Below are 22,783 nucleotides of genomic sequence, written 5' to 3' on the forward strand. Positions count from 1 at the left end.
CTATAACTCCTCTTCATCCGTCAAATCACCTCCAGGCAACTCCAACGCTTCTACAGGTTGTATCGCATTTCCAGCAATACCCCTAATCGAACCGTACATGTCGATGGTGTTTGTGATTACTTTGTCAATCTGCTTTTCACGCTCCTTCCAAATCCTTTGCATCGCTCGCTTTTCTTTTTCGAGGTCATTTTTCATACACGAAAATCCCTCTACAATTGCCTCTACCTGCATACGGAACGTATTACTTGTGAGAAAATCATAGAGCATGTGCATCTTATCGCCTTTATTCTCCTGAGAGGCAACAGCTAATCCAATCTGTATGACCGTCTCTCTAAGTACGGCGCACAATCCCTTGAACTCTTCATACGTACAGATCCACACCCCGTCCTTGATGCCCATGCGCTCAAACCCGGCAGGCATTGCGTCGGTAACCAGCACACCCACATCCGCACCTTTTTCCCGCATGTCGGCTTTGAATTTCTCTATCCAGCTTGGCTGGAAATCCTTGGTACGTTTACTCTCGTAGTAAATACGCCCGCAATTCACACGATTATGGGTATTGACCACCTGTATACAGTCGCCACCACGTGCTCCTTTCTTGACTTCCTCTACGCTATCCAACGGGAATTGCATGGCCAACCACTCTTCTATGGCAAGTTCCTGCACCTCCCCCTGCAACTGCATGGAGCCCTGCTCTTGCTTACGTTTCATTTCTTCGGTGAGCTTCTTTTGGTCATCCAGTTGCTTCTGGAGCTCACGCAGTTTCAGCTCATTTTTTTCCTCTTCCAACTTTTTGATGCGCTCGCGTTCTGTTTGCAGTTGTTCATTCATCCGCCGTTGCAGATCAAGCTCGACGGCCTCTTTCAGTTCATCCTTCTCGCGTTTAAGGCGTTCAATGTCGGCCTTGGCACGGTTTAGCTCTTTGATTTGTTCCGATTTATCATTGAGCTCCCGTTGCAGGGCTTTGAATTGATCGGATTGCTCTTCCTCCAATTTGGTTTTCAACCGGTCTTCAATGGCTTTACTCTCCTCCCGCAACTTGGCATCCAGCCGTTGCTGGAACAGCTCGTTTTCCTGTTTCTTCTTTTGTTCAAAAGCCTCGCGCTCCTGTTGCAGTTTGGCTTGTTCCTGCTCATATCGTTGGCGTTCTTCAGCCAATTGTGCCTGGTATTGGTGTTTAATCTTCGCTTCCAATTGGTGAGCAAGGATGTCTTGCACGTCGATGGAAGTGCCGCAATTAGGGCATTTTATTTGGGTGGTATTATTCATTTCCTTCTTCGTTATTTAAACTTTGCCAGTCGTCAGCAAGGTCTTTCCAATTTACTTCTCGTTCTGATTTTCTTGTCCAAACATCCCAGAAGTCAGGGTCATCTGATTTAGGCCTGTGTTCAGGTTTGAGTTCATTCATTTCAACAAGTATTGGAAGTGGTGATGCCCAGCCCAATAAAATCGCTTTTCTTGTCGGAAGAATTGGAAGTTCCTGTAAAAGTCCGCCTATATTGTCAGGAACAAGTCGTTTAACCAATTCTTGGTCACGGTCGTTTACAATTCTATGAAGTAAAAACGTATTACATTGAGAAAGAACTGTCGGAGATAGTTCTGAAGGTCTTTGTGAGGAAAGTGTCAGACTTAAACCAAATTTCCGCCCTTCTCTTGCAATTTTTTCAAATGATTCCGTGCAGAGTTGTGACGCTGAAATTTCATCACCACTATCATTGTATCGCTTAATGAAATTATGAGCTTCTTCCATAACAATGACAGTAGGTAGAAGCTTATTATTTGATTTCCTATATCGTTGTAAAGATTCAAACACCACTCTCGAAATTACTGTAACAATCAAGTGAGTAATATCGGATGGAACAAGCGATAAATCAATTATTGAAATGCCATTTACAGTATTGCTTAACCAATTTTCTAATGTTACTTCATCATCTTTTTTTATAATGGTGTTCATTCTGCTATCAGCAAACATCGTCCGAATACGCATAGTAAGAAAGTCGACAAACTGCAGTTTTCCTTCTTTCTCTGCTAAACTGTCAATATAGTTTGGCACTTCTTCAACATCAAAAGGAATAGGATTATCTTCATTGCTATTCACGATTGTTTCAGGAAAGTACGTTTTAAGAAGGTCAGAATAAGTGTTTAAAATTTGTTCAACTTCGCCCACTAAGAAATCGTGATACCAAGGATTGTCGTTGTATACACCTCCAAACTTACCAACGCGGATTGCTTCAAGACTTGCAGACGCAGTTGATAATGCAGATTTATAAGGCTCTTCCAACTGGTGGGAATAGAAGTTTATTCCCTCTATAAATGATTGAAGTTTGTTTCCAAACTCATTTTTCCCCGGCTTACCAGAGTATGCTGATGGCCCATTGTTTAGGTCTGTTTGAATGGAAAACATACTTGTAAGTAAATACCTTTTTGCTCTGCCAATTACCACAGATGTTTTATCAATGGAATTTGATTTGAGTTCTCTTAAAGCTTGTTTGAGTAATGGTCGTTGAGTCCTTCCGCTTGCATTGGAAAATGAACTCCATTCATAGCTGTTCCACAACCAAGCAGGGATTTTAAGTTCCTTGAAATTAGCCTTTTCCGCTTCTGTTAATTCAACTTTGAATTTTTTAATATCGGAGTTCAGGTCATTAAAGGCATTTGTATATTCTCCATTCGGATCAAGAATGATAAAGCGATTATTTAACTTTTGTCCTTCGGGTAAGCTTTTAGACGCTTCTTCAAGCGACCATCTGATTACACCTGCAACGCTGCAAGATTTTCCACTTCCAGTATTACCAAGTATTGCTACGTGTCTGCCAAAAAGTTTATCGGGATTGATTTTAACTTCTGCATTTCCTGCAATGGGAGCAATGCCAATTTTTACAACTGAATTTTTTTCTTTGTTTTCAACTATTGATTTTAACTGAATGTCAGTTGGAAGAATAACAGTATCGCCAATAGATGGGAAACTGTAAACGCCTCTTTCTAATTTGTAGGTTTTATCTTCAATTTTGCCTTCCTGCTTTAATGTTCCCATTGGCGTTATGGACATTTTCCGTAAAGGGAAAGGCAAATCAATTAAATCAAAATCTTTGTAGCCCTTTCGTTTGGGGTATTGGCTGTGTTCAACTCCAATCCAACTGATTAAACCAACTAATGCACCAACTTCATTCGGAATTAATACAAATCCGTTAATTCTTGGAAAAAGGGAAGGTGTGCCTGTATTCAAAGCAGTGTTTTGTGGTGCTGACATGTCAAGCATCACTTTTATTTCATTTGGTGAAACATAATCAACCGTTCCGATTGTCAGGTTTCTTAAATGGTCATAATCGTATTGGTTGATATTGCTCATTCCTCACCTTTATTATCGTTTGCTGAATTACCCTCACCCTTATTTCGGTCGCCTCTATTGTCTTTCAGTTTTTGCATTTTAACTGTCAATCGGTCAATTGCAGATTTCGGCAAATAAAATTCAACAAGGTTTTTAAGGTCTGCAAAATGTTCGCCCATTAACAAAGTGCATTGTGCAGAATTTTTGTTTTCTAAAAATTTTATTATGCGTTCTCTCGATGAACCAAAATTTACAGGTTCTCCTTCATTAGCGTAATTCCTATCCCAAGCTATCACAACCAAGTGGGTGGATGGAATTGTAAGCATGTCTTCAATTACTCTGTTGATATGACTATCACCAAACCCGTATCCGTATGTAATGATTACCGAATTGGGTTGGCAAATGGCGGATGAAAAATCACGGAATAATTCTGCATACGGGTAAAATGCCGTTTCAATATCTTTTGAGGAATTGGGATAAATTACTACCTGCTCTGTGACATTTTGAGGAATTTCAGGATGGGTGTCTGCTGCACCAAAAGGCAATAGCGACTTGATAATTTTGTCTCCCGTAAATTTCCAATCAATTGACCCGTGCAGTTTCGTAATTCTTGCAACACCTTCAACATATCGAGGTTCGCCTCGGATGCCTGGCGGATTGTAATGATAATCCAATTCAAGTCGTGTGTTCCGGAATATCGGTTGAATTTTCCCTTTAAACCTGTCTAATAGTAACACTCCTGTTTCATCACAAGCCAATTCAATAAATCTATCGTAGTTGGTTGTGAACAAGTTAAGGCGTTCCCTCGAGGCCGCTCTACTTGTAAAACTTAGAATGAAGCTTTTTAGTAGATTAAAAGCTAAAATGCCTTTTTGATCATCAGCTTTCAGTTTGTTGACAAAATCTCGCTCTGTTTTAAGAATTGCTTTTATGAAAGCAAGGAGTTTTGTATCCAGTTCTGATTCTAAATCAGTGTACCGTTCATCATCGAGAATTTTTAAACCGTTAATTAGTTCCAACGCGATACGAATATCATCTTCGATATTCGCTTCGCCACGATTCATTTTTACAGCTGTTTCATCAGCTTTGGACTTAATCTTTTCACTAAGACCATTGTCAAGTGCAAGACGTGACATTTCTTGCGGTACTACGCCTGCGGTAAAAGAAACTGCACTTGTTAAACCTGTTCCTATGAGTAATGATAAATGTTCACTTTGAAATATGGCTGAAAGCCAAGGTTCAACCTCTTTTTTCAATTCTTCCGCATTGATTTTTTCAATTTCAGAAGTGCAAACGAGCGTAGTGTTTGTTTTCAGAATGTGCTTTTCACTCCAATCTATACCGAAAAATTCCATATTTCTTTAAATTTATGTTGCCCCCCATTTCTTGTCGTTTCATTTCCAAAGACATTGCTTATTTTATTCCGTCTTGGTTCCTTTTTGTTGTACTTTTTTTATAACTCTTCTGTTTTTGACCCGCCTATAATAAAAACAGCCAGAACACCTAAAATTATCAAAGCTTTTATCATTATGCGTTATCAATAATTTTTATTTCATCATCGGTCAGTCCGTAGAGCTTATAAAATAACTGATTTATTCGGTTTTCAAGTTCATATATATCCTCTGATTTATCTTCCTTTGTTGCTTTGATGATTTTTCTAACTATTACAACAATTTCATCTTGCTCTTTTCTTGTTGCTGGCTTTATGTACGCATTTAACAGATTTGGTGCGGAGTACAAAAGATAACCTCCTGACATTTTTAACCCATCAAAAAAACATTCGAATAAATATTGGAAAAGTTTTGAGTTCACCCAACCCAAAATATATTCAGGAAAATACTCATCGGAGAATGTGTGAATACAGTTTGTATTTACAGATGCATACTCTCCATTCTCATCATAAAATGCTTCTGGCGTAATTGCAATTTTTGCAAAAATTATTTTGGGTTTTGAATACAAGTCCAAACGATTCCTTCCTAATACTATTTCTGATTTAGGTAAGTAGGGTGTTAAATACTTTTTCCTCTTATCTACGAGATATGCAACACCCCAAGTCGTGGAGTATTTGTCAATTGTTCCAGTGTTTACGAGTTTAAAACCACCACTTTCATTTATGTGAGCATTAAATTCATCAGCTTCTTTTGCTGTCGAAGTAGCATTGATTGTTCCACATCTGTTAAGTGGAACGGATTGAGAAATTATTTTACTGACAATTTCATATTTTTCACTTAATACAAAGCCAAGAATGTAATCGTTAAGAGAAAACAAATCTTCTGTTCTATAACTTCTATATCTAAAAGGTTGATATTCGTCTTTAAACGTAAATGACGTTAATTTATGATTGTTTGGGGTCTTCTTAAAAAGTGTGGTAATAGGATATGTTGATGCTTCTTTAAAAACTTTTACGCTTGAATAGTCCCCTATATTCAAAAGGCTTGTTTTATTTAATAAGAACTCCCGTAAGGCTACACCATAACTGGCAGACAAGAATCTATTGGGTGTAATGTAATTTAGAAAGCTGTTTTCTCTTAATATGGTGTGGCCAAGTTCAAAAAAGTAAATATATAAGTCAACAGAGCCTTTTGCAGTGGAATAATTTTTCTTATAGAAATTGTATTCGTTTTCTTCCAGATTTTTTTTCAACTCCATTGCATTCACATAGGGCGGATTCCCAATCACCACATCAAAGCCTACAAAATCGCCATCATTGTTCAACACTTCGGGGAACTCGAAGCGCCATTCAAAAGCATTTTCGAAAATCTTGTTGGCTTTGATTTCTTCAATTTCAGCCTCTAACTTTTTGGTTTCTTTGGTCAGCTTCGTTACTTTTTTGTTCCAATCAGCCTTTTCCTTTTTGGACATTGCAAAAAGCTGAGTCTGATTAGTCATTTGAAACAATTCGCCTGATAATTTTCGTAATCGCTTTGCTTTAGGATCATTTAACGAAATCTCACTCCTAAAATCGGATTTAATATCAGCGATCAAGCGTTCCATTTCTCTTTTCTGTTCCTTGCTTTCGGCATTGCGGTATGTGGCTACAGCAACACGGTAACTGTCAATTGTCCACTTACTTTTTTTCAGGGCTTGCTTCAGGTCGGCGTCAATAGCAAAACGGCTCACCAGCGAGTTGCCGCATTTGATATTGATGTCAATGTTCGGAAGCGTTTCCAACTCGGTGGCATTTTTGTAATAAGCGTTTTTCAATAACTCAATCCACAAACGCAAGCGGCAAATTTTCACCGAATTAGGATTGATGTCCACACCGAAAAGGCAATTTTCAATAATGGTTTGCTTTTCGTGGAACAGCATTTCCTGTATGCGTTGGCTTTCTTTATTCGTTGGATTGTATTCAAACAGTTCGCCCTCTTCGTCCGTAATAATCAGTTCGTCATTCACCACTTCCACCTGATATTCTTTCAGGCGTCTGCCATCCCGGTCTTGCAGAATCTTCAAGTCGTTCTTTACGGAAATCATTTCATTGAGTGCCGAAACCAAAAAGTGACCTGAACCAACGGCAGGGTCGCAAATCTTGATGCTGTTTATAACCTCGTTGGCTTCTTTCCGGTCTTCAATTTTGTCGTAAAGTGCTTCAATGTCTTTGCAGTTCCATTTTTTGGTTTCGTTGAACTTCTGCACAACGGCTTTGCGGATGGTTTCACGGCACATATACATGGTGATGAAACCAGGAGTAAAAAACGAGCCGTCTTTATAACCGTTTATTTTCTCGAAAATCAGCCCCAGCACCGAAGCATTGATGAGCGTTTTGTTGTCTTCCTGAATTTCTTCGGAGCCTTCACCGCTGAAATCATAGGCGTCCAAAAACGCAAAGAGGTATTCGAGCGTAGTCAATTTCCCTGTTCTCTTCCGGCCTTGCTGGTCTTTGAGAACAGTGGAAGAAATTATCGGGATGGTTTTATCGTCTTTCAGGTTGCTGATAAACAACGTAACCTGCTCCAGATCGCTCGGCTCAAAAAGTGACGAATTGAGATAAGGAACCTTCTCAAAGGCCTTTTTTACATCTTCGTTTCGCTCATCGTATCTGCGTGCCAACACCTGAAAGAACAAGCTATTCAGGTCGTCGTAGTTTTTGATTTTGCTGTAGCTGAGAAAGGAATTCGATTTGTCGCCTTTGTGATAATTGATGAGTTGGGCTTCCAACAGCTTCAAAAACAAAATCCGGTTTATCCAAGTGATGGACAGTTCAAGCGCGACATTGAAAAGCCGTTCCTGTTGGGTGTTGCCGAACTGACTTGGTTTATCCAATCGACTGAGCTTATCTAAACTATCAAGCTGGATAATGGCATCTTCCAGTATGGTGCCGGTGTGCCGTTCGCCTTCTTTGTGCCGTTTAATCAGTTTCTTGCTGCCTTCTTTTGTTTCTGTCAAACCGATAATATGCAACAATTCGCTGTAAAAGCGTTTGTCAAGTGTGTTGCTGTCGTTGGTGAATGGCAGTTTCAAAAGATGCTCCGGCGACATCAACTTGAATAAAGCAATCAGTGAACCATCATCCGCTTTATCAATATTGTATAGAGGCTTTCTAAAGTCCTGAATGTTGAAGTAGGTAAATTCAATTTCGGAAGTGATACTTTCAATAAAAGGCTCGGCAATCTGTCTGTAGAAAAAATCGGTTTTTGTGTCCGCCAGCCGTCCACTTTCAAAGTCGTTAAATTGCTTTACAAGGTTTTTGCTTTGAGCAAAAAGCCTGTCGAATAGCGTAGCATCAAAAATGAACCATTCGTTGATGTTGGTAGCCACCAAATGTTTTACTTCGAGGTTTTTGTGTATAATCCGCTCTCTTAGGTAATATAAAACCAATTCCTGAAACGCCTTTACGTTCAGTCTTTTGGTTGTAATCATTTCGACTTTGTTGGTTGGCTTTTTCGCTTCGAGAATCACACCAACTGTTGAATTGGCATTTTGATCGTTATGAATAACAAGGTCGTTTCTACCTTTGGTATTGATGAAATGGTTAGCATCGTAATAAGTTTTCTTTAAAAAGTCAATAACAAGATTTTTATGAAACTCTTCGCTTTCGGTGTCATTAGTCCTTTCTAGTAAAGTAATAAGATTGGTCTTGAAACTTTCTATCTCAGAACGATGGGGCTTTACTTTTAAAAAGGCTTTATTCAGAGCCTTCTTTGGTTTCAATATATTAATCCGCATTAAATTCTCTTTTTATTAACAACACTGACATTTTCAATTAAATCTTTAGCCTCCACCCCCAAAATCCTCGCAATCTCAAACAGCACCTCCAACCTAGGCTGTTGCCGATTTTGCACATAGGCATTCACCATATTATAGCTTTTACCCAAGTGCTCGGACAGCCAAGACTGTGTAACGCCTTTTTCCTGCAAGACCTCTTTGATTCGGTTCATTGTTCAGCTTATTGAAATTGCTTCACAATATACACAAAATCCAGTTACCATCTCATTTTGTGAGATACAAATAATAGGCCTACACTAGACCCTTAACTGCATGGCACACGAGCGACACCAAAGCTAATCATGAATCCATATTTCCATTTACGGAAAACCGGAACGGAAGCGAGAAATTGTATTATAAAACGGCTGTTATTTGAGACATCTTTACCACCTTTGATGCGAAATTTCAACGAAACTCGTACGTTTGTCATCGCTATTTCAATATAGCGCCAACAGTGTTTTTCGTTAAAAAGCTAAAAATCATAAATATGAAGAACAAAAATTCCTATTGGAACTGCCGCATCATGGCTCATCACCATTCGAACAGTGAAGATGCCTATTTTGCCATCCACGAAATATACTATGAGAATGACATCCCTGTTTCGTATACTGAAAATGCAGTTGCCGTTGTTTTTGAAGAACTAAGTGATATATCCGATTATCTTGACAAGATGAAACTTGCCCTTAGTAAGCCGGTTTTATGGGCGGGTGAAAAATTCCCTAATGAATACATTGCCAAATAACCGCCACGCCACTGCTTTAAGTTATTGCCCTGATTTCCCATATTTAATACTTTCCTCCCTTTACTCAGCATTTATTTGCCTGTACAAAGTTTTCGCCTTCTCCTAATTTTGTTGATTTATTGATTGAGATCCATTAGATTTATTTTGATTAAAAGAAAGCTATGGCTAACAGTAAACAAGCGACGGAATACAAGTTAGGTGAAGAAATTCTAAATATGCCGACAGAAAATGCCCGTTATGGCATTAGCTCAGCTGAAAAGGAATTTATCAATCAACTGAACAACAGGAACATTCTCTCAATCAAAACCATGAGCGACTTTACAAAATCGCTCCTCATATTGCATCATATTGATACCATCGAAGATTTAAGGAGAAACTCGTTAGATTTCCTACTTCATTTTGATGATGGAAATACTGAAAAATATTTCCAAGCTTTTTTTGAATGCAAAGATTTCTTAAAAAATGCGACCTTCAAAAATCGCAATGTATTCGACAGCTTATAAATCATTTGAAAAGCAAGTTGCGAGCTTTTCTTAAATTCCAGAAAAATTAACGCAATGAAATGAAGTAGATTTGACTGGCATTTGCTTTGTCTGCAAGCCAGCTGGAAGCGGTTTGTCAGTACAAAAGCACAACTTGCATAGACTAAAAAATTTTTCCATAAACACATATTTACATAATCACGCAAATACATCATTGCATATTCATGTATTTATGCAAATTCATGCTTACATTATTACATACATTATAGCATAACAATTCATACCAGCAGCTTTATGCATCTCTATTGCTAAAACCTTGTGTCTTTTCTTTTGCTAGCAAAAAGGAAAAATAGCCACCCCTATAAAAAACGGCCTTAAATCCCCCAAAAATTGTTGACTTGTTGACTTTTTGCTATAAATCATTGTATTAAAGATACTTAATAGGTCAACTTTTAATCAACTTTCTTGTCAACATTTGAAATCGTTTGTTGACCTATAGTCAACTTTTAATTTGAATGTTGACCAATTGTTGACTGAATGTTGACTTAACAAAACACTACTAAACAGTCACTTACACTAAAAAGTCAACATTTCTTCATAAATACGGTCTAAATCGTGTTGCGTAATTCGGTAGTACCTTCCTTTACCATCGAATTCCAATAAAAACCCATTATGGTCGTACAAAAATGTGCTGAATGTAGACGCGTTAGGATGTTGCTTCAATTTCCACTGACCTTCCAATATATTACGTACCTGTGATCTTGTTATTTTTATGCCCGACCGTTCCAATAATAGCTTGGTGTGTGTATTGGTTAAGCAATAGTCATTCAACCCTTTAGCTTCCATAATCTCCCGAATGATCTCATACAGCTCCAGTTCAACCTTATTCACATAGTGCGATTTAACTTTACGCAAAGCTGACGTAGCAATTTGTTCTGGCGTGAACCACATTCGTGAATTATTCTTTGTAGATAAATTGCGACTCAACAAATAATGCAGGAAAGCAGGTATCTCGCTTTCAATCTTCCAGAGAAAATCGGGATCAAGTTGTTCGAATTGGCAGACCTTTCGTACCCAATACCGAGTTTCGTGAACGCCAATTACCATAAAATTATCCTCATTGTTAGAACACAGAATAATTTTCCCAAAGAACTCAACTTCAAAACGATCCTTACCTTTCGCCTCTGCTTTGTATGATTTTGCAGTACTTAAATTTTTAATTTTTTCACTGTCCTCTCGTCGATCTAATAGCACCTCATCTATCGCTATTATCAATTTAGACACCCAATCTGCATTGAAATTGCTTCGGAAATCCGCATTGGTATTAAACGTCATATTATTGCCGAATACTGCTTTCAATAAATTTAGGAAGGTGGTTTTTCCAGTGTTTCCTTCGCTGCTAACCAAACACAGAACCGGTAAGCGTTGCCTAGGATGGGTATATAAAAGCTGCAAATAATCAAGTCCCAATTCGTATTGTTCTCCAAAAATGTGTTCAATAAATTGCAATATTGTCTCGCATTCACTCTTTTTGGGAACATGTATTATCGGCTCATAAAGATTATAGAAACCTTGATAATCACGATGATAGTCCAAATGTTCCGGAATAGTACAAAACCCATCATATTTGGGCATTTCCTTCAGAAGAATACGCCATTCATTGGGATGATCTTGCTTTATCGCCTCTATAGTCCAAGGGATCAGCGATTCCAATACATCCTTGGAAAGTAATGGTTTCTTTACTTTCTTGTAGAAGGATGTTCCGATACGTAGATACCGATGCTGTGCTGTTGCCATAAGTGTAGAATTAAAGTGAAAGAATAACAGCTATGCTCACTTCTTACGAGCAACACGCTGAAAGGCCTCCATTCTAATTTCGCTTTCCGATTTATGATTATTTTGCAATAACCATAGGTCGATTTTCTTCCTGTCAAAAAAAAGTATCTTTCCATTAGGTTTTGAATAGGGAATTTTGCCTTCATGCACTAGCTTATAGATATAGGATTTTTTAAAGCCGGTGTACTCGGATAGTTCTTCGACATTGAATATGTCTTTGAGACCGCATATAAATCTCTCTATGCGATTAAGCTTGTGTAAGATTAGTTCATTTTCCATTTGCTTTCCTATTTTGTTTTTACTCCAGCAAAGGAAAGCACCCGATAATAGAAACCGAAGATGGACATAAGCATACTTAACGTATTTCTCTAAAATGTTAATCTATTTGCTCAAAAATAAGATCGAGCTTTAACATATTCCTAGAACCGTGACTACGTTTCTTTGCCTGACTTGAGGAAGAGGATAAAGATTCTGGTTTAATAATGCCATTAAGATTTGTAAAAATATTTACAAATCTAACAGAAGTGAGGCTGCTTGTATTTAGTTGTAGTTTTTCAAGAAAATAGGCGGTATCGGGATTTTTAAATTCCAGTTTAAATCGTGGCTGGTTGGGTGGTACGCCGGAGCGAAAAATAGCTATGAATTCTTTACGCGCATTGATCAACTCATCGTGATCCTCATAGCTTATGAAACCATATTTGGTTAATCCGTCAAAAACTGTTGTCAGATCCACCACTGACAATGCTGTCTTAAACTCACGATCATTTCCAAGATTGTTTTCGGTAACTGGTTTCTGCTTATATCTGTTTTCAAAAGAAGTGCTCCAAGTAAAGTTTAGTAGAGAGAAAGTTAGGATAATTATTACTTGAAACGAATAAAATAATAAAACATCCATCCAGAAAATGCCGCTCGCATTGGCATAATAAAAAACACCTATAAAAAGCACAATCAAAGGCCAAGCAACAGAATGAATAAAGATTCTCGGTTTATCTACTTTTTTATCAAAAAGTACTGTCTTTTTGTTTCCCATATATTCAGCGTATATCATCGCATATCGTCTGAAAAATTTATAGGAAGAATAACCAGCCAGCCCCAATACTGCTGCAATTGTAGTAACTTTTTTAAAGATGGAAAAATCGTATTTAATGAATAAACAGGTGTATAGGCCAATAGCAATGAGGCATATAAGTATTTTCACTAATGACAGATTTGATTTAGTCATTTTTTGTACCGCTTAATATTAACTCTGGAATAATGTGTGCCGACTCCCGCATCTTTTGATCAACAATTTTAGCATAAATGGCTGTGGTTTTAATTTCCTTATGACCGAGTCGTTTTTGGACAGTATATAGATCCGCCCCGTTTTCCAGTAATAGCACCGCATTGGTATGACGGGCAGAATGGAAAGTAATATGTTTTTGTACCCCTGCACGATTACACCAACGCACAATCTCATTATTGTACACAGCTCCGTATTTGAGACCTAGAAAGACACGCTCACTAGGAGATCGCCGTTCTCCGAGTAATTCCCGCGCTTGTTTGGATATATATAGATACTCTACACCATCCGTTTTCTCTTGCCTAAAATTAACTCTGTAAAGATTTTCACCTTCGTCTCTAACTTCCGACCAAATCAATGTATTGCAATCCGACCAACGAAGACCAGATAAACAGGAAAATATGAAGGCATTTTTTAAGATCGAATATTTGCACGGTGTGCCGGACAGTTTTTGAAGTTCATCGAAGGTCAGGTATTCTCTTTGCGTTTCTGATATTTCAAAGGCTTTAACTTTTGTAGCGAAGTTTATTGCGGTGTACCCTTCATCATACGCGCTGCGCAAACAGGCTTTAAATTTATTAAAATAGGAATATTTAGAATTAGCAGAAATGGGTAGATCGCTTTTGGTTTTTGCCTCCTTGTCAAAATACCGCCGTATACGCTTTACAAATTCATCATTCACTTCATCGAAAAGTAAATTTGGGCTTATACATATCTTTAAATGATGAAGAGCGGATGTCCATACGCCATAATTCTTTTCAGAACCTGCTTTCTCATTTGTCTTTTCAATAAAATAATCCAGAAATGGCCGCTTTGCTTTACTTTTGTTTTTAATATTGTATTTTCCTTGCAAATATTCGCTTTTACGAATAGCCAAAATATCTTCTGCAAGTTTGAGGTTTTCCCTATTTTCTTTCTTTTCGACAGCAGTTTTTGGATTCTCAGACAGATAAAGCTTTAAATATTCAAAATCACGTAGGTGAACACGCCTGCCATCGCTATCGGTATTAGAGCCTTTGTAATATTCAATGTATAGGCTAATGGTACCGTTCTTTAGTTTTTTCTCTTTCAAGGTTATCCGCATAATCACAACTCTAGATGTACATTTGTACACCTTTTAAAAATAAAGATGTACAAAAGGTGTGACTAATATAGTAATAAAGGAATTAAACAGAAAGAAAAATTAATCATAAAATACTGATAGTCAACAAAAAGAAAACAATAAAAACTATCAGAAACTACTTTTATTTCCCGATGCAAAAGCGACTAAAAATATTCTCTAAAAGGTCGTCTGAGCTCACTTGTCCGGTAATCGACCCAAGGTGATGTAAAGCTTGCCGAATATCAATGGCTAAAAAATCAGACGTAATAGGATTATCGATACCGTATAATACTTTATCTAAAGCTGCCTGGGTCTTACCTAAAGCTTCCACATGGCGAATATTGGTCACCATAACATCGTCGATATTAATATGGCGTAAATTAATTTGGTTTAGTAGTTCCTGCTTAAGCTCTTCAACACCCTCCTTACTTTTCGCTGAAATAAATACGGGATTTAGGGGAGTATAAGTGCTTAATGCTTCGGGAGTGAGTATATCTTTTTTGTTGACCAACAGCACAAAAGGAATCTGCAATAATAGTAAATCGGCAACCTGAATAGACACTTCTTCCACATCATCTTGCTGAGGGTCTACCAAGTAGATGATTAATCTAGCCTGCTTCATCTTTTCTCTTGTACGGGCCACACCCTCTGCTTCAATCAAATCTTCTGTATCACGGATACCTGCCGTGTCAATAAAACGGAACGTGATCCCTTCAATAATGATTTCGTCTTCTATACTATCACGGGTTGTACCTGCGATATCGGAAACAATAGCCCGTTCTTCATTTAATAGGGCATTCAACAAGGTTGATTTACCAACATTAGGTTTTCCGGCGATGACTACTGGAACGCCATTTTTTAAGACATTCCCCTGTTCAAAGGAAAGGATGAGTTTTTGCAGCACTTTATTGATCTGTAAAACCAATGTTTTCAGTTGATCGCGATTCGCAAACTCTACATCTTCTTCCGAGAAATCGAGTTCCAATTCGATCATTGATGCAAAATGGATTAATTGTTCCCGCAAAGCTTTTAACTCATTCGAAAATCCGCCCCGCATTTGCTGCATAGCCACTTGATGTGAAGCGGCTGAGTTTGATGCTATAAGGTCAGCGACGGCCTCCGCTTGTGAAAGATCCATTCCACCATTTAAAAAGGCACGTAAGGTGAACTCTCCAGCGCGAGCGGCGCGTGCCCCTTTTCGCAAAAACAGCTTGATGATGCTCTCCACTATATATTTAGAACCATGCGTTGATACTTCTACGACATTCTCCTTGGTATATGAATGTGGTGCTATGAATAAAGAAACCAAGACTTCATCCAAAATTTTATTGTCTTCATCTCTAATTGTTCCAAAATGGATGGTATGGCTTGCCTGTTGCGTTAAATCTTTCCCGTTAAATACCCCATTGACAATGGTCAATGCCTCGGGACCAGACAGCCGAATCACGGCAATAGCACCACTACCTGTAGGTGTGGCCAAGGCTACAATAGTATCAGTATGCGCTAAGATGGACATAGAGGCAAAGATACAACAATATTAAGCATTTCGTCTTGCCTTATCCATACGTCTCATCGCTCCAAAATCCAATTGTTTTTCCATGGCTTCCAAGGTTAGGGCAATCCTTTTCGTGCGGGTAGGTTCTGTTTTCGCTTGATTAATCCAATTGATAAAATAGTTTTGGTGGGATTTGGGAAACGCTAAAAAACGCTCCAGCCAAATTGGATCCTCACTTAAACAAATTTCCAAATCTTCAGGTAAGTTGATCTTAAAACCCACATCCTCTTCCAGCATGACCTGCACAAGGTCTCCTTCTTCTTTTTTCAAAGCCCGCCGAAGCGCGGCCTTCAGTGCCAAAATAAAATGTCCCTCACCCATTGGGGTAAGGGATAGGCCTTGTATGGGTAGATGATCTATTCTTCCTTGTACACGGAAGCTTTTACGAAAACCAGGTTTGAGTTGCTCCGCTAAATGTTGGTTAATTTCAATATAAGACCAACCGCTTTTTTCTCCCTTATTTCCAAATTTTAATATTTCCGCTTCAAAAGTAAGCATCTCTACTGAATCATCATGAGCGATTAATTCACCTTTTCTTTAGCGACCTTCTCTACCAAATCACCATCTTTCAAGGTCTTGCTAACGGCATTAAAGGGTCTGGTAACGACTTCTTCACCTTCTTTCAAACCCGTGAGAACACGGATATACGCATCATCTTGAATACCAGTAGTCACCTCCACCTGTTTCACTTTTTTGGTAGCTGCGTCATATACAAAGACATATTCTTTCACATTAGCTTTGGTTTCCTCCTCTTTAGCGGTATTTTTTGTGCTGACGGTATCTTTTTTGGTGAAATCTTCACGGGTAGTCACCGCTTGTATCGGCACAGCCAGTCCGGTGTCTTTCTCAGTATGGATATCTACTGTTGCCGATAAACCAGGCCTGAAAGGTGAAGGATTGGGTTGATCCGGTTTCAATAGATCTTTGTACGATTCGGGCAATATCCGAACTTTTACCGTAAAGTTGGTCACTTGATCGGTATTGGAAGCTACCGTTTCCGTAGTAGTCGCATTGGCAGAAGAAGAACTTGCTATCTCCGTTACGACGCCTTTAAATTTCCTATCCCGAAACGCATCGATTTCGATTTCAGCCGTGTTATTCAATGATACCCGGTTGATGTCACTTTCATTAACATCAACATTTACTTCCATTGAAGAAAGATTTGCTATGCGCATGATCTCCGTACCGGCCATTTGTGCGGTACCCACTACACGTTCCCCTTCTTCCACTTCCAGCATAGATACCACCCCACTTACTGGAGCATAGATTGTTGTCCGGGCCAAGTTATCGCCCGCTTCTTTTACGGCCGCTTGCGATTGGTCTATGCCATATTTAGCCCCTAACATATTTTGGCGTTGAGCCTCTACATTGGCCCTTGCTGCTTCATAATCGGTTCTAGCCTTGTCAAATTCCGACGCAGAAATTACTTTTTTGTCATAAAGCTGTTTAGTACGATTAAATGTAGCTTCCATGATGGTTAACGAAGCCTGAGCCTGTTTCAACTGTTGTTCAGCAGAGGCTAAGGCAGCACGTTGGGTGTTTAGTGAAGCCACGGCACGATCATATCCTGATTGCAGAATATCTGGTTTAATCCGGCAAAGCACTTGTCCTTTTTCTACCACTTGTCCTTCTATTACATTAAGTTCAACGATTTCCCCAGAAACTTCCGAACTGAGTTTCACCTCTTTTTCAGGCTGTACTTTACCACTCGCCGTAACGGTTTCCTGAACTGTTTTCTTTTCCACTTTGTCCGTCGCAATTTGTGTGGCTTTAGGTCCCCCTATCCATCCCATCTTCCCTGCAATAATGACCAATATCAACAGGATAACGGCACCAATGATCACATATTTTAGCGTACTTCTTTTCTTCTTCGCCATGGTTTATATAGATGATGTGTATATGTTTTTATTGTTAATTTAGTTATTAAACGTAATGGTCTTACCCAAATAAAAATCAATGACTTTACTCTTAAAAATAAAGTCATATTTGGCCTGAATAAAATCAAATTCGGCTTTATTTTTTGCTGTTTGTTGGGTAGATAGCTCCACCGCATTAGCCAAGCCTACGTCATAGCGTTGCTTTAGTACTTCAAAAGCATCGGATGTGGCTTTAAAGTTCTCTTGCGTAGAATAATACCTCTTTTCTGCTGTACGTAAATCCAAAACAGCTTGGTTAATCACTTTATTCAGATTATTCTTAGCTAATTGCTCATCGTTAAGCGCACTTTCGTAGGATATTTTTGCTTTTCTGACTGCTATATTCCGCCGATAGTTATCAAAAATTGGGATACTTAATTGCGCAAAAATATTGGTGTTTTTATTTTGATCCAATTGCTTGCCAAAGCTTAGCGGCATTCTCGTGATGAGGTCAACTGCCTGCGAAGAGTAATTGGTGCCATAGCCCGCCCCAACAGACAATTGGGGATAATATCCTCCTTTACTAAAATCGACATTCTTCTTTGCCACCATCGTATTATATTCGGCTACCTTAATATCCGGATAATGCTTAATAGCTTCCTGATAAACGTCGCCTGCTATAAAGGAAGATTCCAATTTGGTCACGTTAGGTAAAGGTGGTTTTTCCAGTACAATATCCATAGAAGGATCCATCTCCATAAGTTGTTTCAAGTCAAGAATAGATAAGTCATAAGCACTTTGCGCGGTTGTCAAATTCAATTCATCAGTAGCTAATTGACTTTTCGCTTGTGATAAATCGGCCAATGTTTTATTACCTACATCATAATTATATTGTTGTGCCTCCAATTGTGCTTTAGACAATTCTACTTGTTGCTGTGCTGCCACGGAAACATCTTTATTACTTAACGCTTCCAGGTATTTGGTAACCACGGATAATACCAAATCATTTTTTATCTTATCCAAATTACTTTGATTAGATAGAAGTTGATATTTATTAATGGAGATTTGGTTAACCTTCTGAAAACCACCAAACAAAACCACGTTACTGGATATACTACCGCCTACAGAGGTTATAGAAGTATTGATCAGTTTTGCAGAGGTCTGGTCAAAACTTAATCCCCAGTTTTTAGCCCCTTGAACTCCGGCGCTAACCGAAGGAAAAAGATCCATTTTTGCTTGCAATACATCTTGCTCACTCAATGAACTCTGGTACATTGCCTGTTTAACCTGTAAATTGTTCTGTAGGGCTTGGTCCAATGCTTCCCGGATGGTTACTGTTTTTTGTGCAAAAGCAGGAAGAGAAAGCGTACAAATAGCCATTGCCAAACCTACGCACACCACATATTTTTTAAAAGGCTTATAGGATATCATTCAGTAAATTTTATATCAATTGTTATAATTCTAGTTCATTTAGTTTTACCTTCGCTTCTCCATCAAGTATATTTTTGCCATGCGTGTTGTCAAATCGCCAATCTGGTTACGATTATTATTACCCAAACTTATCTGGCATTATCCTCGTCAAGGAAAGCATATTTATTTAACCTTTGACGACGGACCTATCCCTGATGTTACACCACACATATTAAATATCTTAAAAAAGTATCATATCCAAGCCACTTTCTTTTGTGTTGGCGAAAATATTGTGAAGCATCCTGAAATCTTCCAACAACTGAAAGCAGCAGGGCATCAGATTGGTAATCATACCTATAATCATCTCAAAGGCTGGAAAACCTCTACCAACGAATACCTAAAAAATGTTGAAAAATGCCAACAGTATACGCAAACAAACCTCTTTAGACCCCCATATGGTCAATGCACTCCCAAACAATTTAGTCAGTTAAGAAAAAAGTATCGGATTATTATGTGGGACGTCATTACGTACGACTTTGATCAACGCTTGAGTGCTGAGGCCTGTTATAAAAATGCAATTGACAACGTTACTAATGGATCTATTGTCGTTTTCCATGACAATATTAAAGCAACAGCCCGGCTATACGATGCGCTGCCAAGAGCTATTGAATATTGGTTACAACAAGGGTTTACATTTAAAATGATTACGGCTTCTTAAATTAAGTTATGCGTTGCCAATTGTGTATGTAACGTGTACTTAAAAAGATGCTACTGAATAATCGTAGCCGCCTGAGAAACCGTATGAGCACTAAAATATCCTAAAGCACCATTACTAAAATTCGAAACAGGATTTGCCGGGGCTGCAGCCCCGGGATTATTGGATTGTATCCCATTAAAGTAACGGTACACGGCCTCATCGACACCTAATTGTTCTACCATAACGGCATCGTCTTTTTTCAAGTCCAGATCCTCATGATATAAATTGCGCTGGACCTGCTTACCATCATTGTATTTATCGTTGTAAGCAAAAACCAGATTGGTTGGTTTTCCATTGAGCGTTACCAAATAGCGATAGTAGTTCTTTACTCCCGGGGGATCTTGATACACGACTCCCACCGTTTTTCCATCATCACCAAAAAAATCATCCGTTACTGTTCCGATTGAATCAATCATTACCGGCATGGGCATTGTAGATGAAGCAGTATACTCTTCGTCACCCACTTTGACATGCAGCGTATATGTTCTCCCAGGATACGCTTTAAAATGGGTTACCTGATAAACTCCGGGACTGACCTCAGCAAATGTTCGTTCCGTTTTCAAGCCTATACCACCTACAATAATCATCGAATCACTAACACTTTCCGTAATGTCAACCACTGCTTGTTGAACGGGGTTATATGTTCCACTTGCTGAAAAAGGCACGGTTTTAGAGATATATACATAGTGAGTATCTTCCTGATCAGAGACATTACCTTCAATGACGATTTTGGATTCACTATCTTTCAAATCGATATCGATAACTTTTTCGCAAGCACTTAAACCTAAAAGTCCGATACCCCACAAAATTCTCCAATAGAAAAAGGAAGTACTTGCAAGGAAGCTATAACTAAATTTTTTCATTCCATGTAAACATTAAAATTTAAAATTCCATGTTACTGAGGGGATGATACCAAACAAGGCTACCTGATATGCCTCTGTAACATTTGCATCATGTTCATTTTCTCTAAAATCAATTAGATAAGCATTCCGCTTATTATATACATTATAGATACTAAACGTCCAGCTCGACTGGTATTTCCTTCCCGGTTTTGATGCGAGCGTAGCTCCCAAATCAAGTCGATGATAATCCGGCATTCGATATCCATTCCTCTCCGTATAATACCAAGTTGATTTTCCGCCAATACTATATTTACCACTGGGAAAAGTTACTGCATTACCGGTATTGTACACAAAGGTGCCCGAGAAACTCCATCGATCAGAAAGTTGATATATTCCCACAAGCGCTACATCATGGATACGATCTTGCCGAGCAGCGAACCATTTTCCATTATTGATGGCATCAAACTTTCGTTTACTTCTAGATAAGGTGTAACTCAACCAGCCGTTCAATCTACCTGTCTTCTTTTTCACGTATAATTCCAAACCATAGGCTTTCCCGGCACCATAGACCAGATCCGATTCCACATGTTCATTTGCCTGCAAATCCGCACCATTCTTATAGTCGATTTGGTGTTGCATCGTCTTATAATAAAGTTCTGCTGAAAACTCGTAATTATTTTCAATGAAGTTACGATAGTAGCCCAATGCACCCTGGTCAGCTATTTGAGGCTTAATATTATTACTACTCAACACCCAAGCATCTGTTGGTAGAGCAGCGGTGGTATTGGTTAATTGGTGTAAATTTTGAGTATTTCGGTTATAAGAAGCCTTAACACTACTATTTGTTGTCAGGAGATAATTCACGGCAAGTCGAGGCTCTAAATTCATATAGTGTTCTACGAGTTCACCCTTACCATAAGTTTTGGTATAAGCCACGTCTCCATCCGCATCATAGGTATAAAAATCGCCAGGCCCTAGAAGCAAGAAAGTACTCAAGCGCAGGCCATAGTTTAAATTTAATTTTGGTAGGGGTTTCCATTCATGCGAAACATAAGCGGCTAAGTCTAGCCCCTGTCTATTTTCAATTTTTAAGGAATTCACGTCCGATTCTTCTGATGCGTCAATTCCCGCCGGCGATATTTCCTGTCGCATAACGTTTAATCCAAAACGTACATTACTGTTATTTCCGGCGAAATAATAATAATCTTGTTTCAGATTCAGGTTCTGGATACGCGAGGTAATTTTAAAATCATTATTATCCGAAAAAACATTTACATTATACTTGAAATCACTATAAATCAGTGATGTATTTGCAAATAACTTATGTGTAAATACGTGATTCCACCGAAGAGTACCGGTGGCATTACCCCAATCAAACCCGAAATCGCTAGCATAACCCAAAACATCTTTGCCGAAATACCCCGATAAATACAGGGTATTATTTGGATTCAATTGATAATTGGCTTTCAAGTTAAGATCGTAAAAATAAAGCTTACTTTTATTAATGGACGTATCGGATGATGCCTTCAAAAATAAATCGGCATAAGTCCGCCGGCCACTAATCATAAAAGATCCTTTATTTTTTTTCAATGGGCCTTCCACTTTTAATCGTGAAGCAATAAGTCCAATTCCTCCATCGAAATGAAATTCTTGGTTATTGCCATCCAGCATGCGCACGTCCAAAACAGAAGCTAACCTTCCTCCATATTGGGCTGGCATACTACCCTTATAAAGATCGACATCCTTAATTGCATCTGAATTAAAGGTAGAAAAGAAACCTAACAAATGAGAGGCATTATAGACCATCGCCTCATCAAGCAACACTAAATTCTGATCAACTGTTCCTCCGCGAACAAAAAAGCCACTGCTACCCTCTCCCGCCGAAAGGACACCAGGCAATAATTGAATGGTTTTTAGCACATCCCGTTCGCCAAACAACACCGGTACATTGTTAACTTCTTTGATGTTTATTTTATTCACACCCATTTGTGGGCTCTCCAGTTGTTCTCTGGAAGATACGGCACTAACTTCCACTGTTGCTAGTTGATTCATTGGTTGCAAGGCAAGGTCTATCCGAAGATCCTGACTAAGATGAACCACTTTTTCTTGTGCTTCATAGCCAACAAATGAAACGAGCAGGGTATAATCCCCCGGATTTAAAGAAAGTGAATAAAATCCATAAGCATTAGCACTTATACCTGTCGATGGAAACTCTTTCACCTTTACGCTGGCACCAATTAATGTTTCGCCGCTTGAAGCATCTCGTACGGTACCATTAAGGGTAAATTGTTGAGCTACTGAAAAATGGAGGCAAAAAAAGAAACTAATGATAAATCCGACAAGGGGTTTCAAGGCTTATAACTATTTAAAATCAAATTACTGGTATAAT

General features: G+C 38.6%; 18 protein-coding genes. 3 read left to right on the forward strand and 15 right to left on the reverse strand.

What is annotated here, in order from left to right; translation table 11 throughout:
• The 5 genes from ABD930_RS11570 to ABD930_RS11590 form a co-directional block, all read right to left on the reverse strand.
• Positions 1-1,269 (reverse strand): DUF2130 domain-containing protein, encoded by a 1,269-nt coding sequence (locus ABD930_RS11570; protein WP_345231883.1) that lies wholly within the window; start codon positions 1,267-1,269, stop codon positions 1-3.
• Complete coding sequence (locus ABD930_RS11575) at positions 1,262-3,349, reverse strand: ATP-binding protein (protein WP_345231884.1); 2,088 nt, start codon at positions 3,347-3,349, stop codon at positions 1,262-1,264. Before ABD930_RS11575 ends, ABD930_RS11570 begins: the two co-directional genes overlap by 8 nt.
• A complete protein-coding gene (locus tag ABD930_RS11580; RefSeq protein WP_345231885.1) occupies positions 3,346-4,683 on the reverse strand; it encodes an SIR2 family protein in 1,338 nt (445 codons plus the stop codon). The genes ABD930_RS11575 and ABD930_RS11580 overlap by 4 nt, the downstream gene beginning before the upstream one ends.
• A gap of 172 nt (positions 4,684-4,855) precedes the next feature.
• Positions 4,856-8,494, reverse strand: a complete 3,639-nt coding sequence (locus ABD930_RS11585; RefSeq protein ID WP_345231886.1) for a DUF7149 domain-containing protein — start codon at positions 8,492-8,494, stop codon at positions 4,856-4,858.
• On the reverse strand, positions 8,494-8,706 hold the full coding sequence (locus ABD930_RS11590; RefSeq protein ID WP_345231887.1) for a helix-turn-helix domain-containing protein: 213 nt from the start codon (positions 8,704-8,706) through the stop codon (positions 8,494-8,496). Before ABD930_RS11590 ends, ABD930_RS11585 begins: the two co-directional genes overlap by 1 nt.
• 314 nt (positions 8,707-9,020) lie before the next feature.
• Between ABD930_RS11590 and ABD930_RS11595 the strand changes: the two genes are divergently transcribed.
• Both ABD930_RS11595 and ABD930_RS11600 read left to right on the forward strand, forming a co-directional pair.
• Positions 9,021-9,275 (forward strand): hypothetical protein, encoded by a 255-nt coding sequence (locus ABD930_RS11595; protein WP_345231888.1) that lies wholly within the window; start codon positions 9,021-9,023, stop codon positions 9,273-9,275.
• Positions 9,276-9,436: 161 nt separating this feature from the next.
• Positions 9,437-9,778, forward strand: a complete 342-nt coding sequence (locus ABD930_RS11600; RefSeq protein ID WP_345231889.1) for a hypothetical protein — start codon at positions 9,437-9,439, stop codon at positions 9,776-9,778.
• 555 nt (positions 9,779-10,333) lie between these two features.
• Here the strand turns inward: ABD930_RS11600 and ABD930_RS11605 are convergent.
• From ABD930_RS11605 to ABD930_RS11635, 8 genes are all read right to left on the reverse strand, one after another.
• Positions 10,334-11,554 (reverse strand): primase-helicase family protein, encoded by a 1,221-nt coding sequence (locus tag ABD930_RS11605; RefSeq protein WP_187340222.1) that lies wholly within the window; start codon positions 11,552-11,554, stop codon positions 10,334-10,336.
• A 36-nt stretch (positions 11,555-11,590) separates the two neighbouring features.
• Entirely contained in the window at positions 11,591-11,872 is a 282-nt protein-coding gene (locus ABD930_RS21870) for a helix-turn-helix transcriptional regulator (protein ID WP_187340223.1), read from the reverse strand.
• Positions 11,873-11,969: 97 nt separating this feature from the next.
• On the reverse strand, positions 11,970-12,815 hold the full coding sequence (locus ABD930_RS11610; protein WP_345231890.1) for a hypothetical protein: 846 nt from the start codon (positions 12,813-12,815) through the stop codon (positions 11,970-11,972).
• Complete coding sequence (locus ABD930_RS11615) at positions 12,808-13,956, reverse strand: tyrosine-type recombinase/integrase (protein WP_345231891.1); 1,149 nt, start codon at positions 13,954-13,956, stop codon at positions 12,808-12,810. Before ABD930_RS11615 ends, ABD930_RS11610 begins: the two co-directional genes overlap by 8 nt.
• A 160-nt stretch (positions 13,957-14,116) precedes the next feature.
• Complete coding sequence (gene mnmE, locus ABD930_RS11620) at positions 14,117-15,490, reverse strand: tRNA uridine-5-carboxymethylaminomethyl(34) synthesis GTPase MnmE (protein WP_345231892.1); 1,374 nt, start codon at positions 15,488-15,490, stop codon at positions 14,117-14,119.
• A 21-nt stretch (positions 15,491-15,511) separates the two neighbouring features.
• Positions 15,512-16,027 (reverse strand): YdeI/OmpD-associated family protein, encoded by a 516-nt coding sequence (locus tag ABD930_RS11625; protein ID WP_345231893.1) that lies wholly within the window; start codon positions 16,025-16,027, stop codon positions 15,512-15,514.
• Positions 16,028-16,050: 23 nt separating this feature from the next.
• The gene (locus ABD930_RS11630) at positions 16,051-17,406 is read right to left on the reverse strand and encodes an efflux RND transporter periplasmic adaptor subunit (RefSeq protein ID WP_345231894.1); all 1,356 of its coding nucleotides are present in this window, start codon (positions 17,404-17,406) and stop codon (positions 16,051-16,053) included.
• 39 nt (positions 17,407-17,445) lie between these two features.
• Entirely contained in the window at positions 17,446-18,816 is a 1,371-nt protein-coding gene (locus ABD930_RS11635) for a TolC family protein (RefSeq protein WP_345231895.1), read from the reverse strand.
• Between the two features lie 79 nt (positions 18,817-18,895).
• Here ABD930_RS11635 and ABD930_RS11640 point away from each other — a divergent pair, with 79 nt between their 5' ends.
• Positions 18,896-19,513: a polysaccharide deacetylase family protein gene (locus tag ABD930_RS11640; protein ID WP_345231896.1), complete on the forward strand. Its 618-nt coding sequence runs from the start codon at positions 18,896-18,898 to the stop codon at positions 19,511-19,513.
• A gap of 50 nt (positions 19,514-19,563) precedes the next feature.
• On the opposite strand, the gene ABD930_RS11645 is transcribed toward ABD930_RS11640, so the two are convergent.
• Together ABD930_RS11645 and ABD930_RS11650 are read right to left on the reverse strand one after the other, a co-directional pair.
• Entirely contained in the window at positions 19,564-20,415 is an 852-nt protein-coding gene (locus ABD930_RS11645) for a DUF4249 domain-containing protein (RefSeq protein WP_345231897.1), read from the reverse strand.
• 12 nt (positions 20,416-20,427) lie between these two features.
• Positions 20,428-22,746: a TonB-dependent receptor gene (locus ABD930_RS11650; RefSeq protein WP_345231898.1), complete on the reverse strand. Its 2,319-nt coding sequence runs from the start codon at positions 22,744-22,746 to the stop codon at positions 20,428-20,430.
• Positions 22,747-22,783: the final 37 nt, after the last annotated feature.

Origin of the sequence: Olivibacter ginsenosidimutans (assembly GCF_039542865.1) — a bacterium.
Classification (GTDB): Bacteria; Bacteroidota; Bacteroidia; order Sphingobacteriales; family Sphingobacteriaceae; genus Olivibacter; species Olivibacter ginsenosidimutans.